Below are 23,403 nucleotides of genomic sequence, written 5' to 3' on the forward strand. Positions count from 1 at the left end.
CGTGAGGGCGGGCGAATTCAGTAAGGCGATGCTTCAGTCCCCGATGCCCAATAGCAGCATAGAAAATGGTTCGGGACCGTCAAGGAGGGAAAGTACGGTCGTGCGGCAAAGGGGCGGCCTCACGCGCGTGTGCTTCGATGCCAGTCAACGCCGGCTATTGGCGCGAACGGTCCCTAGTGACGCCAGTACCCACCACCGCCACCCCAGTAGCCGAAGCCAAAGGAGATGGACGGCCCACCCCATCCCCATGCAGGGTAGGGGTAGTACGCGGGATAAGCCGGCCAGGCGGGCACCGCGATGGCGACGGGCGGCGAGGGATAGAGCGGCCCGGGGTATTGCGCGTCGGGGATGGCGGCGGGGGCAGGGTTGGGTGGCTGGCTCGCCTGCGGACTGGTTTGCATCACCGCGTTGTCCTGCTGCGTGCCCGCGGCGGGCACCGAGCCGTAGTAGTACGGTGCATAGCCGTACGGGTAATAGTAGTAGCAGCCGGAAAGCGCGAGCAGTGCGGTCGTTGCGCCGAGCGCCGCGGCCCGCTTGAGCGCGCCACGCACCCAGGGCCGGATCGACAAGGTTTTGCAGGCGGGCACACTGGATGCGCAAGGCGACGCGAGTGCTGCTGAGGGGCGATTCATGGCGGACTCCTGTCCCACACAAAGCTGACGATCACGCGGGCTCGTGTGCCGACGTGTGCCGTATACCCGGAACCTGACCGATCGAGCTTACGCTCCTTGGCGCCGCTTTGTGTTGCGCTCGCATAACCGGATATTTCGCGGTATTGCAGGGCTGCGCGCGCTGGCATGCGTGCAGTGCTTCGCCGATGCCAATGAAAATGCGGCGCATGCTCTTGCGAGACATGCGCCGCGTATCCTCTCTGAAGCCGGCGTTCGAAGCCGATTTGCCTGTTGTCGTGTTGTTGTTTTTCGCTATGTCAGGTGGGGCGGGAGACGCCCTTGCTTGCCGACCTGATTGCCGTGTCACGGTCGCGCCTCGACATGTCGTCGCAAGCCGAGCAGCTGGCAATCACGGCAACGAGTGTGGTCCCAGCGAGAAGGGTACGTGCGCGTGCAAGGGTTTTCATTATCGACTCCTCGTGTATCCGCTGGGGGCTTCGGGCTTTTTGGCCTGATGCGCACCTCCAATACGTTCATCGTAGCGACGCGTTCCGTATCCGGGTGTGTGCGCTTGTCAACGAGATGTCGGAGTCGTTAGAAATTGTTTCGCCGCACCGCACGCACGCGAGGCGTGCCTCTCGTGCCCTCGTGCGGCGCAGCGAACCGTCCTGCGTGCGTTACTGGCGGTGATAAATCTCCGCGCCTTGCTTGACGAACTCGACGGCCTTCACTTCCATGCCCTTTTTCAGGGCCTCGTCGTCGCTCACGCCCTGTTTCGCCGCGAAGTCGCGCACGTCCTGGGTGATCTTCATCGAGCAGAAGTGCGGACCGCACATCGAGCAGAAGTGCGCAACCTTCGCGGAGTCCTTCGGCAGCGTTTCGTCGTGGAACTCGCGCGCCTTGTCCGGATCGAGGCCGATGTTGAACTGGTCTTCCCAGCGGAACTCGAAGCGCGCCTTCGAGAGCGCGTTGTCGCGCACCTGCGCGCCCGGATGGCCCTTCGCGAGATCGGCCGCGTGAGCCGCGAGCTTGTACGTGATGATGCCTTCCTTCACGTCGTCCTTGTTCGGCAGGCCCAAATGTTCCTTCGGCGTGACGTAGCAGAGCATCGCCGTGCCGAACCAGCCGATCATCGCGGCGCCAATGCCCGAGGTGATGTGGTCGTAGCCCGGTGCAATATCCGTGGTGAGCGGCCCGAGCGTGTAGAAGGGCGCTTCGTCGCACCATTCCAGTTGCAGGTCCATGTTCTCCTTGATGAGCTGCATCGGCACGTGGCCCGGACCTTCGATCATGACCTGCACGTCGTGCTTCCACGCGATCTGCGTGAGCTCGCCAAGCGTCTTCAGTTCGCCGAGCTGCGCTTCGTCGTTGGCGTCGTAGATCGAGCCCGGACGCAGGCCGTCGCCGAGCGAGAAGCTCACGTCATAGGCCTTCATGATTTCGCAGATCTCTTCGAAATGCTCGTAAATGAAGGACTCCTTGTGATGCGCGAGGCACCACTTGGCCATGATCGAGCCGCCGCGCGAGACGATGCCCGTCATGCGGTTGGCCGTGAGCGGCACGTATTGCAGGCGCACGCCGGCGTGAATCGTGAAGTAGTCCACACCCTGCTCGGCCTGCTCGATGAGCGTGTCGCGGAACATTTCCCACGTGAGGTCCTCGGCCTTGCCGTTGACCTTCTCGAGCGCCTGATAGATGGGCACCGTGCCGATCGGCACCGGCGAGTTGCGGATGATCCACTCGCGCGTTTCGTGAATGTGCTTGCCGGTCGACAGATCCATGACCGTGTCGCCGCCCCAGCGGATCGCCCACGTCATCTTGTCGACTTCCTCGCCGATCGAGGAGGTGACCGCCGAGTTGCCGATGTTCGCGTTGATCTTCACGAGGAAATTGCGGCCGATGATCATCGGCTCGCTTTCCGGGTGATTGATGTTCGCGGGGATGATCGCGCGGCCGCGCGCGATTTCCTCGCGCACGAATTCAGGCGTGATCTCCTTGAGTGCGTCGGCGCCGAAAGCGGCTGCGCCGAACGCCTGGCCCGGGTGCTGGCGGCCCATCATCGCGGCGAGCTTCGCGCCGTTCGGGCCGCTAGCCTTGAGGCTTTCCAGATACTCTGCGCGGCGCTGGTTCTCGCGGATCGCGATGAACTCCATCTCGGGCGTGATGATGCCCTGACGCGCGTAGTGCATCTGCGTGACGTTCTTGCCGGCCTTCGCGCGGCGCGGGGTGCGATGCAGGCCCGGGAAGCGCAGCTCGGCCGTGGCCGGATCGGCGGCGCGCTCGCGGCCGTAGTCGGAGGAGAGGCCGGGTAGCGCCTCGGTGTCGTCGCGCTTCTCGATCCAGCCCTGACGCAGCGCCGGCAGGCCTGCGCGGATGTCGATCTTCGCTTCAGGGTCGGTGTACGGACCCGAGGTGTCGTAGACGTAGATCGGCGGATTCTTCTCGCCGCCGAAGCCCGTGGGCGTATCCGATTGCGTGATCTCGCGCATCGGCACGCGGATGTCGGGCTGCGAACCGGTCACATAGATCTTGCGGGAATTGGGCAGCGGCGCGATTGCGGCTTCGTCGACGTGCGCAGTGGCGGAAATGAACTTCGGATTCGCGTTCATGCGTCTCTCTCTCCATGCAAAGCAAAGTGGGAACAGCGGCTTAGCAGGAGATGAGACGGAACGTGGACGGACTTCGCTGTGATGGGGTGAGGCGTGATGCGATGCGAAGTCCGGACGCTTCCCTGCGCTGGCATTATCCAGATCAGGTTCAAAGGGTATTTCTCACCCACGTAATACGCGGCTTGAACATTCGTCTGAACGATTCGAAGCGGCGCATAACGCAGGACCCCCGCGTAAGCAGGCCAAACGATACACCGTGCTGCGACGATCTGGCAAGTGCTCCGGCATGCGAAATGTGCCAGACGAGGCGGAGCCGCCCGACGCTTACAGCGTGAAATCGTCCGCGGCCTCGGGCTGAAACAAAATGCGGTCGACCTTGAAAGTCTCCACGGCGCCGCTCGGCGGCGTGAAGCGCACGGACTCGCCGCGCTTCGCGCCCAGCAGTGCGAGGCCCGCGGGCGAAAAGACGTTCAGGCGCCCGGCCTCGAGGTTGGCGCTCACGGGATAGACCACGGTGAACGTGACGCTCTCGCCCGTGCGTTCGTTCACGAGCGTGACCTGCGAGTTCATGGTGACGACGTTGGACGCGACGTTGTGCGAGTCGACGATCTCGGCGCGTTCGAGCAGTTCGTCGAGCATGAGCTGGCGCGCGGGCGCGGCGCCAGGCTCGGCGGCGCATTTCTCGAGGCGGGCGAGATCGAGCTCGGTCAGATAGCGGATTTTCTTCGACATGGTGGTTCTCCTTACGATCCGGGATTGAAAAAGGTGGGGATCGGCCCGGAGCCCGACCGAACGGCTCCGGAAGCGGAGGGCGGTTCAGTGTGGACGCCGGGCGGCGGCGAGCGGGGCCGGGGAGCCGGGGAGGGGGCGTCGGGCGGCCGTGCGCGCATCCGGATACGCTCCCGCGCACGCCGGCGCGCCGCGCTGGGCGCGCGGCGGCAGGGAAGCGGCGAGGTGCACGGCAAGGTGCGTGAGCGGCGGATGCATGAAAGCGACGGAAATTGAAAGATTTTTGAAAGCAGGTAACATGCTAACACGGTCTCGTAAATGGTGGGCAACGGGTCAGCCATGCACTTCGTTGCGCGCAAGCAGCGCGCCCGCGCATAAAGCACGCTCGCTGCGTCCGCAACCAGATGCCTTGTTGCATAATGCGTGGCGCCCCGTTCGGGCGTTTCGTGTCCTTCGTGCCCCTAATTCTGGGCACACCTCGCACTTTCTTTTTTCGTCGCTTCCATCATGCCGTTGCGCTTCATTCGTCCCGTCTCACGTCCGGCGGGATGTCCGCGGTTCGCCCTCAGTCTGTCCGCGGTGCAATGACGATGCCTCCCCGTTCGCCTTCCCGCTGGAGCGCCAGCCCGCTTGTTCAGGGCCTGCTGCAGGCGCTCATCCAGGCCGGCGCCCAATGCTGGCGCCTCGCGCGCAGCGTGCGGCTGCCGCAGTCGCGCGGCGGTCGTGTCGCGCTGTCGCTCGCGGTCGTCTACTTCGTCTGGGGCTCGACCTATCTCGGCGTGCACGTCGCGCTCGGCTCGTTTCCCCCGCTGCTGCTCTCGGGCCTGCGCAATCTGCTCGCGGGCATCGGGCTCTTCGTGTTTGCGATGCGCCGGCGTCCCGTCATGCCGACGCTCGCGCAGGTGCGCAACGCGGGCGTGGTCGGCACGATGCTGGTGGGCCTGTCGAGCGGCATGCTGGCCTACGGCATGCGCACGGTGGGCACAGGCACGGCGGCGGTGATGGTCGCGACCGTGCCACTGTTCGCCACGCTCATCGCCGCCGCGGCCGGGCGGCGCGTCGCAAAGGGCGAATGGGCGGCGGTGGCGCTCGGGCTCGTCGGCATCGCGATTCTCAGCCATGGCGGGGGCGCGAGCGGAACCGCAGGCGGCAGCCTCGCGATTCTCGGCGGCGCGCTCTTCTGGGCGATCGGCGCGCATCTCGCGGGGCGGCTCGAACTGCCGGCCGATCTCTTCGTCGCGACGGCGCTGCAGATCGGCCTCGGCGGCGCGATCTCGACGCTGGTCGCCTGGATCACGGGCGAGCGCATGGGCACGCTGCATTTCCTGCCATTTGTCGCCTTCGTCTATTTGATGCTGATCGGCACGATGGCTGCGTATGTCGCCTATGGCTACCTGATTCGCCACACGAGCCCGATCGTGGCGAGCAGCTGTATGTACGTGAACCCGGTGGTTGCGGTCATCTTGGGCGCGCTCACGCTCGGCGAGCCGATCACGCTCGGCACGATCGTTGCGACGGTGCTGATTCTCGGCAGCGTCGGGCTCTCGTTCGTGTTCGACGATCGGCGGCGCGCGTCCTGATCTCGCTGGATCATTCGCAGCACGAAGCATGCCCGCGCGACGAAGGCGCTCCGGGCGGCTCTCAGGACATTCAAGCGGCGCGTGCGTCGTGCCTCGCGCGCGTGGCGTAGTGGATCCACGCCGCGAGTGCGCTGAAGGCGAGGCCGGCCACGCACACGCCTGTCCAGCCGAACGCATGCCACGTGGCCGCGCCTACCGCCGAGCCCGTTGCCCCGCCGATGAAGTAGCAGACCATGAACACGGTGTTCACGCGGCTACGCGCTTCGGGGCGCAGCGCGTAGATGCGTGACTGGTTCGAGATCTGCGCGGCCTGCACGCCCACGTCGAGCACGATCACGCCGACCACGAGGCCGATCAGGCTCTTGCCCGAGAACGCGAAGATCACGAACGCGATGGCGATGAGCACGATCGAGAGCGTGATGACGGCACGCGGGCCGCGTTTGTCGGCGGAGCGGCCCGCCCACGGCGCCGCGAGCGCGCCCGCTGCGCCGACGATGCCAAAGAGCCCCGCGACCTGCGGGCCGAGATGGAACGGCTCGCCCGCGAGCAGCTGCGTGAGCACGGGCCAGAACAGACTGAACGCGGCGAACAGGCACGCGCCTATCGCCGATGCCTCGCGCAGGCCGCGCAATTCGACCGTGAGATGCCAGAGCGTGGCCAGCAGCTTGCCATAGCCGAGCGTCGAGGTGGGCTGGCTCTTCGGCAGCTTCTTCACGACCACCACGGCGAGCGCGAGCAGCGCCACGATCGACGCGCCGAATACCGTGCGCCAGCCGAAGTACTGGCCGATGAACCCGGCCGCCGTGCGCGCGAGCAGGATGCCGAGCAACAGGCCGCTCATCACGGTGCCCACCGCGTGGCCGCGCGCCTCGGGCGGTGCGAGCTCGGCCGAGAACGGCACGGCCTGCTGCGCGATGGTTGCGAGCACGCCGATGGCGAGGCTTGCGCCGATCAGCACGGGCAGCGTGGGCGCGGTGGCGGCGGCGAGCAGCGCGAGGCACAGCAACGCCGTCTGCACGAGGATGATGCGGCGCCGGTCGAAGCGGTCGCCGAGCGGCGCGAGCAGGAGCATGCCCAGCGCGTAGCCGAGCTGCGTCGCGGCGGGCACGGCGCCGATCCATGCGGCTCCGGCGGGGAAGGCATGACGGAAATCGTCGAGCAGCGGCTGGTTGTAATAGATGTTCGCGACCGCGACGCCCGCGATCGTCGCGAGCAGAAGCAGCAGGCCGCGCAACGACTGGCTCTCGCCAGCGGATGCGGTATCGGATGTGGACATGTGCGCAGTGCGGGCGGTGCCCGGCGGGTACTCAAAAGGCGAACCGGGCTCGTGCAGGTAGAACGCGCTCCGCACGGGCCCGGGCGTGCCGATCATACCGGAGCGTGTGCGATCGTGCTGGCCATGTCTCGATCCGCGTTTGACTCCGCTTCTGACATGCGCACTACGCGATCAATGCGCCCGACGGCTCGTGGAACGGGTAGGGGCCGTCAGCCGTGTCCACGTACGCGTGATGGGTGACGATGCCGTGCGTCTCGTCATAGCGATGCAGCGCGAACGCGGGCGGCTCGAGCGTGAACGTGGAAGGCGCACCTGGCGCGAGATCGAGCGTGACCTGGTGGGCCGGCGCGGGCACGGCGCTCGCGATGGTCCCGCCAAAGCGCACGAACATGGACCGGTGCACATGGCCGCACAGCACGCGCTCGACGTTCGGGTGCTGCGCGATCAGCGCTTCCAGCCCGCGCGCGGCGGCATCGTCGAGGCGGATCGCATCCATGTGGCCGATGCCGCAATCGAACGGCGGATGATGGAGCGCGACGATGGTCGGCTTGCCGCGCGCCGCGTCGAGCTGCTGCGCGAGCCAGTCGAGGCGCGCGGCGCACAGCGTGCCCGCGCTTTGCCCGGGCTCCATCGAGTCGAGCGCGATCAGGCGCAGCGGGCCGAGATCGACCGCGTATTGCACGAATGCGCCGCCCGAGCGCAGTTCGGCGCGTTCGGCGAACACTTCGCGCAGCGCCTCGCGGCCGTCGTGATTGCCAACGAGAAGCCAGTACGGTATGTCCAGGTTCGCGAGCACGGTCTTCAGATGCCGATATTCGTCGGCGCTGCCGCAATCGACGAGATCGCCGGTCACGAGCACGGCGTCGGGACGCGGCGCGAGCGCGTTCAGGCTCGCGATCGTGCGCGCGAGGCTCGCGGCCGTGTCGACGCGCCGGTAGGCGAGCGCGCTCGGTTGCTTGATGTGCAGGTCGCTGATTTGGGCGAGCAGCATGAGTGGCCTCGGTTGGTCAGTATTACGCGAGCGCGATGAGCGCTTCAGGCGCGATGGCAATGCCCACGGGGGTGCCGCGCGCGAGCTCGATGCGTCCCGCGACGTCGACGAAGAGCGCATCGGGTGCGGCGCCGCCGATCGTGAGCCGCGTGCGTTCGCCGAGAAACGTCGACTGTTCGATCACACCGCGCAGCGCTGCGCTGGCGGGGTCGGCCAGCGTGGCGTCTTCGGGGCGGAAGTAGAGTTCGCTTGCGCCGGTGGAGGCCACCGCGCCGCCCGTCGTGCGCAGCATGCCATCGCTCCATTGTCCTGCGATCCGGTTCAGCGTGCCGACGAACTGCGCGACGGCGCGGCTCGCCGGCCGATAGTAGATTTCGCGCGGCGTGCCGATCTGCTCGATGCGCCCGGCGCTCATCACGACGATGCGGTCTCCCAGCTCCATCGCCTCGGCTTGATCGTGCGTCACGTACACGGTCGTCACGCCGAGCCCGCGCAAGAGCGCGTTCATTTCGCCGCGCAGCGCGTCGCGCAGGCGGGCGTCGAGCGCGGTGAGCGGCTCGTCGAGCAGCAGGACGCGCGGACGGGGCGCGAGCGCCCGTGCGAGCGCGACGCGTTGGCGCTGGCCGCCCGAAAGCTGGGCGATGGGTTTATCCGCATGCGCTTCGAGACGCATCATCGCGAGCAGCTCGTCCACGCGCTCGCGCGTGGCAGCCGCGCTCACGCGCGCAATCTTCAGGCCGTAGCCGATATTGCCGCGCACGTTCAGGTTCGGAAAGAGCGCGTAGTTCTGGAACACCATGCCCACCTTGCGGCGCTCGATGGGCAGCGCGGTCACGTCGTCGTCGCCGAACTGCACGCGTCCGGGCGCGTCGGGCGTCTCGAGGCCGGCAATCATGCGCAGCGTCGTGGTCTTGCCGCAGCCCGAAGGGCCGAGCAGGACAAGCGTCTCGCCCGCGCCGATCGTGAGGTCCAACGGCTCCAGCACGCGCGTGCCGCGAAACGTCTTCGCGCAGCGTGTCAGTGTGATCGGAATCGAATCGAGCTTCATTGGGAATCCTGATGGGATCGTGCGCGCACATCGCGTTTGTTGCGCGCATTGGCGCCGGGAGTGTCCACGCCGAGCCACTGCATCGCCACGAGCAGCGGCATCGTCATGACGAAGAAGAGGATCGTGTATGCGCTGCCCACTTCGATGCGCAACGAGGCGTAGGTATCGGCGAGACCAACGGGCAAGGTCTTGGTGTCGGGGGTATGCAGCATCCACGTGAGGTTGAATTCGCCGATCGACAGCGTGAGCACCGCAAGTGCGCCCGCGACGATGCCGGGCCGCGCATTCGGCAGCACGATCGTGAAGAAGCGCTGCACGAAATTCGCGCCGAGGCTCGCGGCGCCTTCCTCGAGCGTGCGCAAGTCGGACGAGGCGCAGATGGCGGCCACCGGGCGCACCATGAACGGCAGCGTGAACACGACATGGCCCACGACGATGAACGCCGCGCTCATGCGGAACGCGGAAAAGCCGCCGTAGACGACGAGCAGCGCGAGCGCCGAGGCGAGGCCGGGCAGTGCGACGGGCATCACGAGCAGCTCCTCGATCATGCGCGAAACGCGCGTGCGGCTGCGTGCAAGCGCATAGCCCGCGGGCACGCCGGTCGCGAGGGTGATCGCGAGGGTGGCGGCGGCCACTTCGAGCGAGAGGAACACCGAAGCGTGATACTGCGTCCAGACCTCCTCGAGCCAGCGCAGCGTGAGGCCGCTCGCGACGCCGCGAAAGTAGTTGACAGTGAGGCCCGCGACGATCGACATGATGACCGGCACGACGAGGAACGCGCAGGTGGCGAACGTAACGAGCCATTGCGCGCCAGCGATCCACGCGCGAGCGGACGGCAGCGCGAAGCGCCGCCGCGATGCGGGAGACATGGGCGGCGCGGGTGGCACGGTGGACGCGTTTTCGTGCTGCTCCGGCAGCCCGCGTGCGTCCATGCGATCTTCCTCGCGGTCGCCGGAGGGCAGGGCGCTCATGCGGTTGCCGCCACGGATGCGCCGCTCAGGCTGCGCGCGAGCGTGAGCACGCCCCAGGTCACGACGCCGAGCACGATCGAGAGCCCGGCCGCCGTCGCCATGTTCGCGTTGAGCGTGAACTCGGTGTAGATCGTCATGGGCAGCACATCGATGTCGGTGGCGAGCGTGAACGCCGTGCCGAAGGCGCCCATCGCGGTCGCAAAGCACACCGCGCCCGCGGCGACCAGGCCTGGCGCGAGCGCCGGAAGCACCACGTCGCACGTGACGCGCCACGAAGTGGCGCCGAGCGAGCGCGCCGCTTCTTCGAGCGAGGCGTCCAGCTTGCTCGCGCAGGCCATCACCGTCACGATCACGCGCGGAATCGAGAAGTAAAGGTAGCCCGCGAAAAGTCCCGCCATCGAATAGGCGAAGACCCAGCGCTCGCCGGTGAAGCGCAGCGCGAGCGCGCCAATGAGGCCCTGGCGCCCCGCGAGCATGATGACCATGAAGCCCACCACCACGCCGGGAAACGCGAGCGGAAACGTCAGCAGCGCGACGAGCGCGCGCCGGCCCACGAACTCGCGGCGCGCGAGCAGCAGCCCGCAGGTTGTCGAGATCGCGAGCGTGGCCAGCGTGACCGCCGCGCAGAGCAGCACGGTCTGAAAGAGGCTCGTCATGTATCGGCCATTGGTCAGGAGTGCACGATAAGTGGCGATGAAATGACCGTTTGCGCTGAGCTGGACGAGGGCCGCCATGGGCAGCAGCCAGAACGCGAGGAACACCGCGAGCGCGGGCGCCACGAGCGCCACGCGCCAGCGCAGGGGAAAGGTGAGGTCGTGCATGAGGTGCGGGAAACCGTGCGGGTTGACGATCGGAAACGGGCTGCGCGCTCAGTGCATGACCTGCAGATAGCGTTCGCCGAACGCCTGCTGCTGTGCGGCCATCCTGGCAAAGTCCACGGGCTTGGCGCGCGCGTAGTCGCTCGCGGGCAGGAACTTCGCCGCCGCTTCTGGCGACATCGCACTCGCCCGCACCGGCCGCAGATAAGCGCTCGCCCAGAGCTTCTGACCTTCGTCGGACAGCACGAAATCGAGCACCTTCTTGCCGTTCTGCTCGTGCGGCGCGTTCTTCACGAGACTCATCACGTAGGGCACCGAAATCGTGCCTTCGCTCGGAATCACGAACTCGACGTTCGCATGGTCCTTGTATTTCGCGCGGTAGGCGTCGAAATCGTAGTCGAGCAGGATCGGAATCTCACCGGAGAGCACGCGCGCATAGGCGGTCTGCTTCGGCACGATCGGCTGGTTTGCCTTGAGCCGGCTGAACCAGGTGAGGGCGGGCTGGAAGTTCTCGAGCGTGCCGCCGAGCGCGAGATTCACGGCCACGGCGCCCGCATAACCCACGAACGCGCTGGACGGGTCGAGGTAGCCGATCATGCCTTTGTACTCGGGCTTGAGCAGGTCGGCCCACGAGCGCGGCACGGGCTTGCCTTCGAGCGCGTCCTTGTTCACGAAGAAGCCAAGCGTGCCCGAATGGATCGCGAACCAGTAGCCTTGCGGATCTTTCAGGTTCGCGGGAATGTCGTCCCAGTGGGCGGGCTTGTACGGCGCGATCACGCCCTTGTCTTTCGCCTGGAAGGCCGAGGAGACGCCCAGATAGACGACATCGGCAACGGGGCTCTTCTGTTCGGCCATCAATTGGGCGATGGCCTGGCCCGAGTTCTTGTTGTCGAACGGCACGCGGATGCCGGTCGCGCGCTGGATCGCCTGGATCTGGCTGGCCCAGTCCGCCCATTCGGGCGGGCAGTTGTAGCAGATCGCCGTTTGCTCGGCATGAGCGGCGGATGGCGCGGCAATTCCGGCCACAGCCGCGGCGCACGCAAGACCGAAGCTGAGCGCCGCCGCCCGGGCGCTGCGCGGCAGCGAGCGGGCGAGCACGCGCTTGGCGAGCGCGAGCGGCGTGGGGTGGATCGGTTGCGCAGTGGTGCGCGCGGTGCAGGTCGTGCCGCGTGCGAGGGAAAGCGGGCTGGCGATGGCGAATCGGCGAATCACGGTGGGTCTCCCGTGTTGATCGGAGTGGGGTAGAGCGGTTGATTGGCGTTAGCGCCTCTGCATTGACTTCGGTCGCATGCAGGACGGCGGTTGGCCGGAAGAGGACTCGTGGTGTGCGACGGCCCGCGCGCGAGAAGGTGATCTGCAGCGGCACGCGGCGGGGGCTGCGTCAGGCGCGCATCGGGCCGGGCATGAGACGTTGGTCCGCCGCCTCTGAGAACGGCGCGCCTCCAATGGCGGCAATCGTGCCGCCCTCGCGCAGCGTGTGCGGTAACGCAAGACCGAGCGATGCACCCGCGTAATCACCGCCGATGCGCGCCATGAGCCGTTGCCACGCGGCGCGCCCGATTTCCCCGTTCGGCGTGCCGATGCTCGCGAGCGGGGGCGCCAGCAATTCGCCCATGGCGAGGCCGTCGAAGCCGAGAATCGACATATCCTGCGGCACACGCAGGTGCGCACGGCGCAGGCCGCGCATCACCACCATCGCGAGCAGGTCGTTGCTGCAGAAGAGGGCCGTGGGGCGCGTTGGACCCGTGCTCAGGTGCGCGAGCACCGAAGGCGCGAGCGCCTCGGCGTTGAAGTCGACTTCGAGCGCAGGCGCCGGCGTGAGCCCGGCCTGCTCCATCGCCTGCGCATAACCCGCATGGCGCTGGCGGGCGCGGTCCGAAGCGGCCAGCGTGCCAGCCAGCATGAGAATGCGCCGATGCCCGTGGGCGATCAGCATGCGCACGCCGTCGAAGGCGGCCCGATGGTTATCGACCGAGACGGAAGGGCGGCGCTTCGTATCGTTGTGCATGAGCACGTAGAGCGGGCCGTCGGCATCGAGCTCGTCGAGCAGCGGGTGCGTGTCCGCATCGGCGACGGTCAGGATCAGGCCTTCGACACGTTGTGCGCGCAACGTTTCGATCGCGTGGCGCTCGCGCTGCGCGTCGTATTGCGTCGTCATCAGCATGAGCCGGAAGCCCTGCGCAGACGCGAGCTCGTCGATGCCCTGCAGGCATTCGGCGAACACGGGATTGGCGAGCGTGGGCAGCACGACGCCGATCAGGCGCGTGCGTTCGCCGCGTAGCTGGCGGCCGAGCGGGCTCGGGCGGAACTTGAGTGCGTCGATGGCCTCGCGCACCTTGGCGAGCGTGACCGGATTGACCGTATGCGGCGCGTTGATCGCGCGCGAGACGGTGGCGATCGAAAAACCGGCGTGTGCGGCGACATCCTTGATGGTTGACGTCATGCTGGCGGCCCGAGCGATGTAAACGTTTTCGATGGGCCGATTATGGAAAGCGCGTATGACCGCCCGATGACGCGGTGCGCTTGGGAGGGCGCGCGGGGCAATGGTAGAATCGCGTCCGCCTTGCCGGCGTGATGAAATTGGTAAACATAGCGGACTTAAAACTAGATTGAGTGCCCGGCCGGAAACGGCCGGTGCAGAACCCCTCAAATTCGGCGAAACCCCTGGACTTTGCGCTGCGCGAGCGCGCATTGCACCGAGGCGACGCCGAGCCAAGCCGGCTGACGCGATGCGCGCCAGCCAGGAAGGTGTAGAGACTAGACGGGGGGCGCCTAAGGCCATGGCGCGGCTTGACCGCGCGCTACATGGCTAGGGCGAAGGCATAGTCCAGCGCACGAACGCCCGCAAGAACCTTGCGGGGGGCGTCGAAAGACGTAGTGTGACGAAAATCCGCCGCCTCACGGCTTACCGGTTCGAGTCCGGTCGCCGGCACCAAGAATCGTTCCAGCGCGTTCCGCTGGAATCCTGAAACCCGCGATAGCGTAAAGCTTCGCGGGTTTTTTGTTGCTGCTTCCCGGCGTCAACGCGCGTGCAGACACACGCACGACGCGGGGAGTCAGCAGGGCCGCCTGGCGTGGCGCACCAAGCCGGGGCAGGCGGTGCGCTCAGCGGCTGCCGATTTGGCCGGTACGCGGATTGACGAGCCGCGCAAAGCCGAACAGCGCGGCAATCGCCAAGGGCGACACAATGTAAAAGGCTGTGAGCATGATACATGCCGTAACAAAACGTTACGTGTCAGTGTATCTGCAGGATGCGAATTGAGTATCAGGGGGAACGACAACAAACTATTGCGATTACGCAAAGCTCGCGCGGAAAAAACCGTGCTGACCGGCGAAGTGCTTGATGGGCGGGGCTGTCCGGCGCAGGGGAAGTCGAATCAGATGCAGTCGAAGATGACCTCTACTGTTTGCGCGGTGACGCCGCGCAGACCTTCGCTGTGCACTTCGACGGCGTGCATCTCCTTATGTTGCTTGTCGCAATACGCCTGTGCTTCCTTGAAGCCAGCGCTGCGCACCCGGTTCCACGAGACGATGTCCCAGCGCGCCCGGCTCGTTACCGAAAGATGCCCATCCTGTCTCGAATTCACACCGGTTACCGACGTACATGCCGTCAACATGCTGAGGCCAAGCAACACGATGCTGCCTTTCATAAAATTCCCCCTGATCGCGCACCATTGTCGCCGCCAAACACGTGCATTGGCAACTCGAAGGAGACGTTAGTTAACGTCCTCTGCGATTCGGGGTGTGGGGTTTATCGACGCGTGCTGCGGGGGCGGGCGAGGACGCCGTGAAAGTGGCGTCCGTCCGTGAAGGTGGGCGGCACAACCCGCGGGGGGAGCGCCTTGTGGCGCGTGCAGTCCGGAATCAAGGACCGCTTGCGGACATGCCTGGACACGCTCTAGCGCAGCCACCAAATTGTGCACTGGGATTGTGCAGCCAAGGCATCAGCGCCGTGTGCCTATGTCACAGAACGTGCCAAGCCGGTGTGCTCGCCGCGCGGCAACACCGCGCAAGCTTGCGCTTGCCGTTCGTGGCGCGCCCCGCGCGCGGGGCGTCCGGGACGGTTCGGGCGACTTAGTCGTGGGCGACGATAGCGCCAACTTGTGCCTGGCCGGAGACGAGGCAGGACGAGAGGAAGTTCTCACCCTGGCTGCGTGCGCCGATGGCGGTGAATCCACGCGCCAGCGCCTCCAGCCGGACGAGTTCCGAACCCTTCGTGCAGGTGACCGAGCTGCCCTCGTGGGCCTGCACGCGTGTCATGACCCGGTTCCCGAGGAGTAGTGCGAGGACGATGACAACGCCAACATTGAATGCTTGTCTCATGATTTCGTCTCCTAGTGCAGTCAGACTATCTCAGCCTTTCGGCGTACGAATCCAGGAGTTTCCCGGCGATGCAGTGCAGCACATGCGGCGCACGAAAACCCCTTGAAATGCAGAGCGAGTAATACTTCGGCGTCCTTGCGTTGCGACCTGCGACACCTCGAGCCTTACGCGGCGCGGCTGTGCGAGCGGGCGTATGGTGACGGATCGCGAAAGTCGGGGACGTTGCGGCGCAACAATGGCGCGTCGCGTCACGCGTGACGTCAGCTAACGAATGTAGCGCCGGACAAAATAAGTCTTGCGTGGCACATCGACACGGCGAGTTTGGCCCCATATCGATGTTTGATATCGATCAGATTTCACGATCTGTCGCGCAATTTTTCAGACGACACGCGCTCCGGTTCATGCATTCAGGCACTGTTTTTCTGGAGCAAACGAGGTGGTCGCCGGTCGAAAACGGTCGATTGCGAGGACTGCCTCACCAATCTTGAAATGCATCCGCCGATGCTGCACTATCGGCTGTCCGGTCCCCCTTTTCTTGTACGAGGTGAAGCAATGCAGTTGATTGGCATGATGGATTCCCCGTATGTGCGCCGTGTCGCCATTTCGCTGCACGTGCTCGGGATGCCGTTCGAGCATCGCAGCGTGTCGGTGTTCCGGCACTATGACGAGTTTGCGCAGATCAATCCGGTCGTGAAGGCTCCGACCTTCATCGACGACGACGGCACGCTGCTGATCGATTCCACGCTGATCCTCGATTACCTCGACCGCAAGGTGCCGGCGGCGCGGCGGCTGATGCCCGAAGAAGCGCAGGAGCGCACCTTCGCGCTGCGCGTGAACGGGTTCGCGCTGGCGGCCATGGAGAAGACGGTGCAGCAGGTGTACGAGCGCCAGTTGCGGCCCAAAGAGCGTCAGCACGAGCCGTGGTTCGAGCGCGTCAATGCGCAGATGCACGCGGCGTATGCGGTGCTTGACCAGCTGCTGGGAGGCCGTGCGGGGTGGCTCTGCGCTGGGCGGATCACGCAGGCCGACATCACGGCGGCGGTGGCCTGGCGCTTCACGCAGCACATCTTGCCGGGGGTTGCGGACCCCGCGCGTTATCCGGCGCTCGCCGCGCACTCGGCCCGCGCCGAAGCGTTGCCGGAGTTCGTGGCGACGCCGCTCGAGTGAGCCACGGGCCCGCGCGCGGGCCCGCTGATCGTTCTGTCCCGCAGTTGGCGCTGCTGTTTGCCCGATTGTTCGCGTTTAGCAACAAGTGACTTCGCGTCCGGGCCATTTATCGGCAGACGCTACATTCCTAGAATGGCTCTCATGGAAATACCGCTGCGTCAGACCGACGCGGCGGTTCAAGCGGGAGCCGTCATGAAATCCTTTATCGAACGACAGTTGTATCAGCCAGCCCTGGTTCTGCCGATGGTGGACCTGATGCAGCTGATGGTGTCGCTCGACTTCAATATGGGCCAGATCGGCTTGATGGTGGCGACGCGCGGTGCACGCGCGGCGCTGCAGCGTTCGCGCGAACTCTGGTGCGCAAGCCATGAATGTGCTGCGCCGGGTGAACGCGTCCACTGATCCCATTTACCTGCGAGCGACCGACAGGTCACAGACAACGTACCGCTTTAACGATTCTCCCCCCGACGCGCAGCGGCTTCGCCCGTTTGCTGTTGTGACGTCACCTTGTGAGCCGCCTCATGATCCGGGGCGGCTCTTTTTTCTCGTTTTCCGACTGGAAATGCCGATGCTTTGACCGGTTTGCCGCGCCGGCTTGCCGATGCACGGCGGGACCGCGCGCGCTCACGCGCGGCGCAAGGGTTGCCGGCGTAAGATGGCGCGAACGTAACGCGCGCACGCGAGCGGCACGCCGTTTCGCAACAAGGAGGTCGGCATGGCACAGCGTTTCGATGCGATCGTGATCGGCACGGGTCAGAGCGGTCCGCCGCTCGCGGTACGGCTCGGCGCCAGCGGGCGCAAGACGGCGGTGATCGAGCGCGCGGCGTTCGGCGGCACTTGCGTGAATGTTGGCTGCACGCCGACCAAGGCCTACGTGGCCTGTGCACGCGCTGCACATGTGGCGCGCCACGCGGCGGATTTCGGCGTGCGTATTGGCAACGCCACGCAAGGCGGCGCGGAAAACGGCGCGCAAGGCGACGATGTGAGCGTCGATCTCGCGTTCGTGAAGGCGCGCAAAGACCGCATCATTGGCGCGTCGCGCGATGGCGTCGAGCGCTGGCTGCGCAACGCGCCCAACGTTACGGTGCTGCAGGGCCATGCACGCTTTACCGGCGCGCATACGGTCAGTGTGGCGTTGGCGAGCGGCGAGACGGTGCTTCTCGAAGCGCCCGAAATCTTCGTCAATACCGGCACGCGCGCGGCGGTTCCCGAGCTGCCGGGGCTCGACCGTATCCGATATGAAACCAACTCGACGATGCTCGCTTTGGAGACATTGCCGGCGCATCTGGCGATTGTCGGCGGCAGCTACGTGGCGCTGGAATTTGCGCAGGTGTTTCGCCGTTTCGGCAGCCGCGTGACGGTGCTCGTGCGTGGGCAGCGCATCCTGGCGCGCGAAGACGACGACGTCGCGCAGGCCGTTCAGGACGTGCTAGCGCGCGAAGGCGTGGAGTTTCGCTTCGGCAACGCGCCGCGCAGCGTGGCGCCGCTCGGCGCGAGCGGCACTGGCGGCATGACTGGCGATGTGGTTGGCACGAGCGCGGAGGCGGGCTTGGTGCACCCGGACGGCATACGCATCGAGCTCGAGCACGAAACGCTCGACGTCTCTCATCTGCTGTTTGCCACGGGCCGTATTCCGAATACCGACGATCTCGGACTTGACGCGGCGGGCATCGAGCGCGACAAGCACGGCCTCATTTCCGTCGACGGAGAACTGCGCACGCGCGTGCCAGGGGTGTGGGCCATTGGCGACGTGAACGGGCGCGGGGCATTCACGCATACCTCGTACGACGATTACCAGATCGTCGCGGCGAATTTGTTCGACGGCGTGTCGCGCAGTGCCGACGCGCGCATTCCGGCCTATGCCGTGTTCGTGGATCCGCCGCTTGCGCGCGTGGGATTGAGCGAGCGCGAGGTGCGCGCAAGCGGCCGGCCCGCGCTGATTGCGACGATGCCGATGTCGCGCGTCGGACGCGCACGCGAGCGCGGCGAGACGGATGGATTCATGAAGACGCTGGTCGATGCACAAACGCGGCGCATTCTTGGGGCGACGATCTTTGGCATCGAAGGCGACGAGGCGATCCACACGTTCATCGACACAATGACCGCCGATGCGCCGTACACGACGCTCCAATATGCGATGCACATTCACCCGACGGTGAGCGAACTGGTGCCGACCTTGCTCGACGGACTGAGGCCGCTCGCATGAGCGCGCCCGGCGAGCACGCGCCTGCCGGCGACCGTGCTGGCAACCGATCGGATAACGCATCAAGTAACGCATTGGACAACGCATCGGGCAGCGCATCGGTCGGCAACCTCTACGCGGGCATCGAAGCCGGCGCGCACGACGAGCGTTTCGAGCGGCTCGTCGCGCGAGCCGGCGTGCTGATCGAACGGATCGTCTCGACGGGGCAGGCGAGCCCGGAAGGGTTCTGGTACGACGATCCGCGCGACGAGTGGGTGGTTTTGCTAGCGGGTGCGGCGGAGCTGGAATTCGCGGCGCAAGGTGGTGCGCGCCACCGGATGGGCCCCGGCGACTATGTGCACATTCCCGCGCACTGCCGGCACCGCGTGGCGTGGACCGACACTGCGGCGCCCACGGTGTGGCTCGCCGTGTATTTTGGCGCGGGCGCTGACGAGCGCGAGTGAGCCGGCCCGCGCCGCGGCGGAATTTTCCTTTCGGAGACGAGAGGCGCGGCACGTCGACGATAATCACCTGTACCGGCTGAGCCGCGAACCGTGCAGACCACGCGCGATCGATCGTCGCCCGCGCCGCAACCGTTTTTCCGTTACGAAACGCCGTCTCATGTCACGTCAACATCCGCTGCGCGTCGCGCTGGTTTCCGATACGCACAATCTCGTGCGGCCCGAGCTGCTGAGCTTCCTGGCGGGCTGCGATGCGATCGTCCACGCGGGAGATATTTGCGAGCCAGGCGTGCTCGACCGGCTCGCCCAGATCGCGCCGCTGACTGCCGTGCGTGGCAACAACGACCACGGCGCATGGGCCGAGGCGCTGCCGGTCCAAACCGTCGTCGAAATCGGCGGTATTGCGATTGCCGTCATCCACGAATTGCCCGACCTGAGTGGCGATCCGGCAGCGCAGGGCATCGCCGTCGTGGTCAGCGGCCATTCGCATAAGCCGGCGCTTGAAATGCGTGATGGTGTGCACTACGTCAATCCGGGCAGCGCCGGACCACGCCGCTTCAAATTGCCGATTTCCGCCGCAATGTTGACGATCGGAAACGACGGCGCGCTGCACGTCGAGCACACGCGGCTGATCGACTGAGCGTGTCGCGCGCATCGGCGCCGCCGCGCGCGCGACGCAAAAAAGGCCAGCACGTGGCTGGCCTTCGATGATTTCCGATGCGAAATCCTCAGTGCATAGCGTAGCAGCGCGACTGCGCTACGGCTGCGTTACACCCGCACCGCTCCGTGCGCGGCGTAATCCTCGTCGATCTCGCGGGCGACGCGCACGCCACGCAGCACCGCATGGGCCTCGGCCCTGGTGCCGACGCACGGCGCGGAGCCCGGCAGCGGCTTGCGCGCCGTCTCGTGCAGCGCCACGACCGAGATGATGCCGATCACCGCGGCGCCCATCAGGTAGTACGCGGGCATCATGAGGTTCTGCGTGTGCTCGACGAGCCAGGCGGCGACCAGCGGCGTCGTGCCGCCGAACAGCGACACCGACACGTTAAAGCCAATCGCGAGCGCGCCATAGCGGATCGCGGTCGGGAACAGCGCCGGCAGCGCGGAGGGCATCACGCCGGTAAAGCACGACAGCAGCGCACCGAGAATCAGGAGGCCGAAGAACACCGGCAGGAGCTCGCCCGTCTGGATCAGCGTGAGCGAGGGAATCGACAGCACGATCAGGCCCACGCAGCCCGCGAGCATCACCGGCTTGCGGCCGATGGCGTCCGAGAGGCGGCCGAAACCGAGCGTCATCGGCATCATCAGGACCATCACGATCAGCACGAGGAAGAGGCCGTGCGTTTCGTTGAAGTGCAGCGTCGCCGAGAGGTAGCTCGGCAGATACGAGAGCGCCATGTAGTCGGTCACGTTGAAGATCAGCACGAGGCCCACGCACAGCAGGAAGGGGCGCAGATGCTCCGTGACGAGCGACTTCAGCGTGAGCTTCGGACGCGCGTGCTCTTCGGCTTCGCGCAGCTCGGCTTCGCGCTTGAAGGCGGGCGTTTCTTCGAGCTTCGTGCGGATGTAGAGACCCACGAGGCCGAGCGGGCCCGCGATCATGAACGGAATGCGCCAGCCCCAGTCGAGCAGCTGCTGGTGCGAGAGCACGGCGGTCAGCACGGCGACGGTGCCCGCGCCGAGCACGTAGCCGATCAGCGTGCCGAACTCGAGGAAGCTGCCCATGAAGCCGCGACGCTTGTCGGTGGCGAATTCGGCGATGAAGGTCGCGGCACCGCCATACTCGCCGCCCGTCGAGAAGCCCTGGATCAGGCGCGCCACGAGCAGCAGCACGGGCGCGGCAATGCCGATCGAGTGGTACGACGGAATCAGGCCGATCGCGAAGGTGCCGCAGGCCATCATGATCATGGTCATCGCGAGCACGCGCTGGCGGCCGATGCGGTCGCCGAGCGGCCCGAACACCATGCCGCCGATCGGGCGCACGAGAAAGGCCGCGGCGAACGTGCCGAAGGTGGCGATGAGCTGCGCCGAGGGGCTGCTCGACGGGAAGAACACCTGGCCGAGCGTCACGGCGATGTAGCTGTAGACGCCGAAGTCGAACCATTCCATGGCGTTGCCAAGCGCCATGGCGCCGACGGCGCGTTTGAGGAGGCTTTTGTCGACGATCGTAATGTCGTCGAGCGTCAGATCGGTCGAGCTCGCCGATGAGCCGGAGGTGGAAGCGGTCAAGGTATGCATCTCCAATGACAGCGACGAGCCTGCAAGAGCTCGCCACGGTTGCCGGAGAGTGCCGTTTCGCGATAGCGGCGACATTTCGCGCGCGAACGCCGCAAAGGAAGGGCGCCCGGTCCGTCTGCGAGGCAGGCGGCGCACGAGTGGCATGCTGAAGTGTCGCGAAACGACACTCAATCGAATTGTGCGTATGCGTTGCGCCTGCGTGGCCGTGGTTGGGGGGGCAGGGCGCATGAGGACGCTGGACCGGCACGAGGGTGCCCGGTGAAGCGCCGCTGAACGAAAAAGAAGGTCCGCGTGGCGGAGCGTTCTTTTTGTATGAAAGCAATCAGGAAGTAGGCGGTTTTGGGCGTCGGCCCGATTGCAATTGATGGCTAATGCCTGTTGAACGAAGCGTTATGATAGCACGATAACGTAAGATCGCGCAAACCGCCCGTCTGGCGGGGATCCCCGGGGAACCCTCGAGGCCCCGTGTGGCGGGGGATTGCGCGATCTGGCCGGCTCTGTTGACGCACCCCTGGATGAGCCCGGTATACGCATGAAGCGCATAAAAAAACCGCGCCCGGAGGCGCGGTTTTTTCGCTTCGTCTGGCCGCATCAAGTGCCGCCCTGAAGACGGCCACCGGGAATGGGTCCCGGCGTGCGGCGCAGGCGTTTCAGCCTTCGGTCGGCGGCACGTAGCCCGACGCCTGATCGGCGCCTTCGCCGAAGAAGAACTTCTCCGTCTGCTTCATCAGGTACTGGCGCGCGCGCGGGTCGGCCATGTTCAGCCGGTTCTCGTTGATGAGCATGGTTTGCTGCTTGAGCCAGGCTTGCCATGCCTCTTTCGAGACGTTTTCGTAGATGCGTTTGCCGAGTTCGCCCGGCAGCGGCGGAAAGTCGAGTCCCTCGGCTTCCTTGCCGAGCTTGGCGCATTGGATCATACGGGCCATGCTGTGCTTCTCCTGTAGTCGTAGGTGTGGGCGGCGCGTCGCGCTTCGTCCCCAGACGGGGACGGCGCTTTCATAGCTGTTTCATCAGCACGAGCGACTTGCGCTGCCAGTTGTAGAGGCGGCGGCGGTCTTCGGGCAGGTCGTCGACCGTGGCCTTCACGAAGCCGCGCTTCAGGAACCAGTGCTCCGTGCGCGTGGTGAGCACGAAAATGCGTGTGAGGCCGCGCGCACGCGCGCGCTGCTCGATGCGGCGCAGGAGCCGCTCGCCGTCGCCGGAGCCTTGTGCCTCGGGCGAGACCGTGAGGCACGCCATTTCGCCGATGCGCTCCTGCGAATACGCGTAGAGCGCGGCGCAGCCGAACAGCACGCCATCGTGCTCGATCACCGAGAAGTGGTCGATGTCGCGCTCGATCTGGTGACGCCCGCGCCGCACGAGCGTGCCGTCGCTTTCGAGCGGCTCGATCAGCGTGAGAATACCGCCGACGTCGTCCGGCGTGGCTTCGCGCAGGCTCTCCAGGTTCTCATACGAGATCATGGTGCCCACGCCGTCGTGCAGGAACAGTTCGAGCAGCAAGCCGCCGTCGAGCACGTAGGGAATGATGTGCGCACGGCCCACGCCGCCGCGGCAGGCGCGAATGGAGTGCTTCAGATAGAAGCCCGCGTCGCCGAGCACGGTGCCGCTTTCCTGCAGTTTGTAGGCGTCGTCGAGGGACATTTCGCGGATCAGTTCGCCTTCCTCGTCGATCAGGCCCTGCGTTTCCGTAAGGAAAATGATTTTGTCGGCGCGCAGCGCGATGGCCGCCGCCGAGGCGACGTCTTCCATCGACAGATTGAACGCCTCGCCGGTGGGCGAGAAGCCGAGCGGCGAGAGCAGCACGAGCTTGCGGCTCGCGAGCGAATGGCGGATCGAATCGGCGTCGATCTTGCGCACGACACCCGTGTGCTGGAAGTCCACGCCGTCGAGAATGCCGACCGGCCGTGCCGTCACGAAGTTGCCCGAGACCACGCTGATGTGCGCGTGCGCCATCGGCGTGTTCGGCAGACCCTGGCTGATGGCGGCCTCGATGTCGAGTCGCACTTCGCCGGCGGCTTCTTTCGCCGACTCCAGCGCGCGGGCATTGGTGATGCGCATGCCATGCGAGAACTCGGACTCCACGCCGTGCAGGCTCATCTGCTCTTCGACCTGCGGGCGCGAGCCGTGCACGAGCACGATCTGGATGCCCATGGCCTGCAAGAGCGCGATGTCGGCGACGAGCGCGTTGAGGAGATTCTGGTGCACCACTTCGCCGCCGAAGCCGACGACGAAGGTCTTGCCCTGAAATGCGTGAATGTAGGGCGCGACCGATCGCATCCAGTCGACGAACTGTGCGTGCTGCGCGGCTTGCTGGGCAGCTTGCTCTGAAGCGGAATCCGCGGCGGCGGAGGCCGGCGCGCTCGCGGAGGCGGGGACGAGGTCGGTTTGGGAATTCATGC

Annotated in this window: 21 protein-coding genes and 1 riboswitch; of the genes, 6 read left to right on the forward strand and 15 right to left on the reverse strand. The window is 66.0% G+C overall.

The genetic code is table 11. From position 1 onward, the window contains the following. Positions 1-173 precede the first annotated feature (173 nt). From BO1_RS49900 to BO1_RS06295, 3 genes are all read right to left on the reverse strand, one after another. Positions 174-632 carry a hypothetical protein gene (locus BO1_RS49900; RefSeq protein WP_052409373.1) on the reverse strand — a complete coding sequence of 153 codons (459 nt, stop codon included), beginning with the start codon at positions 630-632 and terminating at the stop codon, positions 174-176. A 656-nt stretch (positions 633-1,288) separates the two neighbouring features. Continuing rightward, positions 1,289-3,220: a phosphomethylpyrimidine synthase ThiC gene (gene thiC, locus BO1_RS06290; protein ID WP_028216827.1), complete on the reverse strand. Its 1,932-nt coding sequence runs from the start codon at positions 3,218-3,220 to the stop codon at positions 1,289-1,291. A 101-nt stretch (positions 3,221-3,321) separates the two neighbouring features. Further along, a riboswitch (TPP riboswitch) is annotated at positions 3,322-3,461 on the reverse strand. An 83-nt stretch (positions 3,462-3,544) separates the two neighbouring features. Beyond that, complete coding sequence (locus BO1_RS06295; RefSeq protein ID WP_028216828.1) at positions 3,545-3,952, reverse strand: GreA/GreB family elongation factor; 408 nt, start codon at positions 3,950-3,952, stop codon at positions 3,545-3,547. A gap of 581 nt (positions 3,953-4,533) precedes the next feature. On the opposite strand from BO1_RS06295, the gene BO1_RS49905 reads away from it, so the two are divergent. Continuing rightward, positions 4,534-5,529, forward strand: a complete 996-nt coding sequence (locus BO1_RS49905; protein ID WP_245643720.1) for an EamA family transporter — start codon at positions 4,534-4,536, stop codon at positions 5,527-5,529. Between the two features lie 70 nt (positions 5,530-5,599). Here BO1_RS49905 and BO1_RS06305 read toward each other — a convergent pair whose 3' ends face one another. The 9 genes from BO1_RS06305 to BO1_RS06350 all read right to left on the reverse strand — a co-directional run bounded on the left by BO1_RS06305 (position 5,600) and on the right by BO1_RS06350 (position 14,956). Further along, complete coding sequence (locus BO1_RS06305; RefSeq protein ID WP_028216829.1) at positions 5,600-6,805, reverse strand: MFS transporter; 1,206 nt, start codon at positions 6,803-6,805, stop codon at positions 5,600-5,602. Positions 6,806-6,968: 163 nt separating this feature from the next. After that, positions 6,969-7,796 (reverse strand): phosphodiesterase, encoded by an 828-nt coding sequence (locus BO1_RS06310; protein ID WP_028216830.1) that lies wholly within the window; start codon positions 7,794-7,796, stop codon positions 6,969-6,971. 22 nt (positions 7,797-7,818) lie between these two features. After that, on the reverse strand, positions 7,819-8,844 hold the full coding sequence (locus BO1_RS06315; protein ID WP_028216831.1) for an ABC transporter ATP-binding protein: 1,026 nt from the start codon (positions 8,842-8,844) through the stop codon (positions 7,819-7,821). After that, on the reverse strand, positions 8,841-9,713 hold the full coding sequence (locus BO1_RS06320) for an ABC transporter permease (RefSeq protein WP_043283991.1): 873 nt from the start codon (positions 9,711-9,713) through the stop codon (positions 8,841-8,843). The genes BO1_RS06315 and BO1_RS06320 overlap by 4 nt, the downstream gene beginning before the upstream one ends. Before the next feature lie 98 nt (positions 9,714-9,811). Then, positions 9,812-10,636 carry an ABC transporter permease gene (locus BO1_RS06325; protein ID WP_028216833.1) on the reverse strand — a complete coding sequence of 275 codons (825 nt, stop codon included), beginning with the start codon at positions 10,634-10,636 and terminating at the stop codon, positions 9,812-9,814. Between the two features lie 48 nt (positions 10,637-10,684). Next, the gene (locus BO1_RS06330) at positions 10,685-11,731 is read right to left on the reverse strand and encodes an ABC transporter substrate-binding protein (protein ID WP_028216834.1); all 1,047 of its coding nucleotides are present in this window, start codon (positions 11,729-11,731) and stop codon (positions 10,685-10,687) included. A 283-nt stretch (positions 11,732-12,014) separates the two neighbouring features. Then, positions 12,015-13,076 (reverse strand): substrate-binding domain-containing protein, encoded by a 1,062-nt coding sequence (locus BO1_RS49910; RefSeq protein WP_043283951.1) that lies wholly within the window; start codon positions 13,074-13,076, stop codon positions 12,015-12,017. Between the two features lie 934 nt (positions 13,077-14,010). Next, complete coding sequence (locus tag BO1_RS06345) at positions 14,011-14,283, reverse strand: hypothetical protein (RefSeq protein WP_028216835.1); 273 nt, start codon at positions 14,281-14,283, stop codon at positions 14,011-14,013. A gap of 424 nt (positions 14,284-14,707) precedes the next feature. Next, on the reverse strand, positions 14,708-14,956 hold the full coding sequence (locus BO1_RS06350) for a hypothetical protein (RefSeq protein WP_028216836.1): 249 nt from the start codon (positions 14,954-14,956) through the stop codon (positions 14,708-14,710). Positions 14,957-15,508: 552 nt separating this feature from the next. On the opposite strand from BO1_RS06350, the gene BO1_RS06355 reads away from it, so the two are divergent. The 5 genes from BO1_RS06355 (at position 15,509) to BO1_RS06375 (ending at position 19,406) form a co-directional block, all read left to right on the forward strand. Further along, positions 15,509-16,123: a glutathione S-transferase family protein gene (locus BO1_RS06355; protein ID WP_028216837.1), complete on the forward strand. Its 615-nt coding sequence runs from the start codon at positions 15,509-15,511 to the stop codon at positions 16,121-16,123. 192 nt (positions 16,124-16,315) lie between these two features. Beyond that, positions 16,316-16,525, forward strand: coding sequence for a hypothetical protein (locus tag BO1_RS06360; protein WP_028216838.1), 210 nt, complete (start codon positions 16,316-16,318; stop codon positions 16,523-16,525). Between the two features lie 313 nt (positions 16,526-16,838). Next, a complete protein-coding gene (locus BO1_RS06365) occupies positions 16,839-18,329 on the forward strand; it encodes a mercuric reductase (protein WP_028216839.1) in 1,491 nt (496 codons plus the stop codon). A gap of 71 nt (positions 18,330-18,400) precedes the next feature. Then, complete coding sequence (locus tag BO1_RS06370) at positions 18,401-18,769, forward strand: cupin domain-containing protein (protein WP_407669907.1); 369 nt, start codon at positions 18,401-18,403, stop codon at positions 18,767-18,769. 157 nt (positions 18,770-18,926) lie between these two features. Continuing rightward, positions 18,927-19,406, forward strand: coding sequence for a metallophosphoesterase family protein (locus tag BO1_RS06375; RefSeq protein WP_028216841.1), 480 nt, complete (start codon positions 18,927-18,929; stop codon positions 19,404-19,406). Positions 19,407-19,534: 128 nt separating this feature from the next. Here BO1_RS06375 and proP read toward each other — a convergent pair whose 3' ends face one another. From proP to argA, 3 genes are all read right to left on the reverse strand, one after another. Next, positions 19,535-21,004 (reverse strand): glycine betaine/L-proline transporter ProP, encoded by a 1,470-nt coding sequence (proP, locus tag BO1_RS06380; protein WP_156992161.1) that lies wholly within the window; start codon positions 21,002-21,004, stop codon positions 19,535-19,537. 650 nt (positions 21,005-21,654) lie between these two features. Beyond that, positions 21,655-21,930 (reverse strand): oxidative damage protection protein, encoded by a 276-nt coding sequence (locus BO1_RS06385; protein ID WP_027793465.1) that lies wholly within the window; start codon positions 21,928-21,930, stop codon positions 21,655-21,657. Positions 21,931-22,000: 70 nt separating this feature from the next. Next, positions 22,001-23,401 carry an amino-acid N-acetyltransferase gene (argA, locus tag BO1_RS06390; RefSeq protein WP_028216843.1) on the reverse strand — a complete coding sequence of 467 codons (1,401 nt, stop codon included), beginning with the start codon at positions 23,399-23,401 and terminating at the stop codon, positions 22,001-22,003. Positions 23,402-23,403: the final 2 nt, after the last annotated feature.

It is taken from the genome of Paraburkholderia oxyphila NBRC 105797, from assembly GCF_000685075.1.
GTDB lineage: Bacteria > Pseudomonadota > Gammaproteobacteria > Burkholderiales > Burkholderiaceae > Paraburkholderia > Paraburkholderia oxyphila.

What these genes read in the sequence shown, in the direction of transcription:
- proP (WP_156992161.1), bottom strand. Translation starts at nt 21,004, where the DNA reads ATGCATACCTTGACCGCTTCCACCTCCGGCTCATCGGCGAGCTCGACC.
- BO1_RS06365 (WP_028216839.1), top strand. Translation starts at nt 16,839, where the DNA reads ATGGCACAGCGTTTCGATGCGATCGTGATCGGCACGGGTCAGAGCGGT.
- BO1_RS06305 (WP_028216829.1), bottom strand. Translation starts at nt 6,805, where the DNA reads ATGTCCACATCCGATACCGCATCCGCTGGCGAGAGCCAGTCGTTGCGC.
- thiC (WP_028216827.1), bottom strand. Translation starts at nt 3,220, where the DNA reads ATGAACGCGAATCCGAAGTTCATTTCCGCCACTGCGCACGTCGACGAA.
- BO1_RS06315 (WP_028216831.1), bottom strand. Translation starts at nt 8,844, where the DNA reads ATGAAGCTCGATTCGATTCCGATCACACTGACACGCTGCGCGAAGACG.
- BO1_RS06350 (WP_028216836.1), bottom strand. Translation starts at nt 14,956, where the DNA reads ATGAGACAAGCATTCAATGTTGGCGTTGTCATCGTCCTCGCACTACTC.
- BO1_RS06385 (WP_027793465.1), bottom strand. Translation starts at nt 21,930, where the DNA reads ATGGCCCGTATGATCCAATGCGCCAAGCTCGGCAAGGAAGCCGAGGGA.
- BO1_RS49905 (WP_245643720.1), top strand. Translation starts at nt 4,534, where the DNA reads ATGACGATGCCTCCCCGTTCGCCTTCCCGCTGGAGCGCCAGCCCGCTT.
- BO1_RS49910 (WP_043283951.1), bottom strand. Translation starts at nt 13,076, where the DNA reads ATGACGTCAACCATCAAGGATGTCGCCGCACACGCCGGTTTTTCGATC.
- argA (WP_028216843.1), bottom strand. Translation starts at nt 23,401, where the DNA reads ATGAATTCCCAAACCGACCTCGTCCCCGCCTCCGCGAGCGCGCCGGCC.
- BO1_RS06325 (WP_028216833.1), bottom strand. Translation starts at nt 10,636, where the DNA reads ATGCACGACCTCACCTTTCCCCTGCGCTGGCGCGTGGCGCTCGTGGCG.
- BO1_RS06375 (WP_028216841.1), top strand. Translation starts at nt 18,927, where the DNA reads ATGTCACGTCAACATCCGCTGCGCGTCGCGCTGGTTTCCGATACGCAC.
- BO1_RS06360 (WP_028216838.1), top strand. Translation starts at nt 16,316, where the DNA reads ATGAAATCCTTTATCGAACGACAGTTGTATCAGCCAGCCCTGGTTCTG.
- BO1_RS06345 (WP_028216835.1), bottom strand. Translation starts at nt 14,283, where the DNA reads ATGAAAGGCAGCATCGTGTTGCTTGGCCTCAGCATGTTGACGGCATGT.
- BO1_RS06310 (WP_028216830.1), bottom strand. Translation starts at nt 7,796, where the DNA reads ATGCTGCTCGCCCAAATCAGCGACCTGCACATCAAGCAACCGAGCGCG.
- BO1_RS06295 (WP_028216828.1), bottom strand. Translation starts at nt 3,952, where the DNA reads ATGTCGAAGAAAATCCGCTATCTGACCGAGCTCGATCTCGCCCGCCTC.
- BO1_RS49900 (WP_052409373.1), bottom strand. Translation starts at nt 632, where the DNA reads ATGAATCGCCCCTCAGCAGCACTCGCGTCGCCTTGCGCATCCAGTGTG.
- BO1_RS06355 (WP_028216837.1), top strand. Translation starts at nt 15,509, where the DNA reads ATGCAGTTGATTGGCATGATGGATTCCCCGTATGTGCGCCGTGTCGCC.
- BO1_RS06320 (WP_043283991.1), bottom strand. Translation starts at nt 9,713, where the DNA reads ATGTCTCCCGCATCGCGGCGGCGCTTCGCGCTGCCGTCCGCTCGCGCG.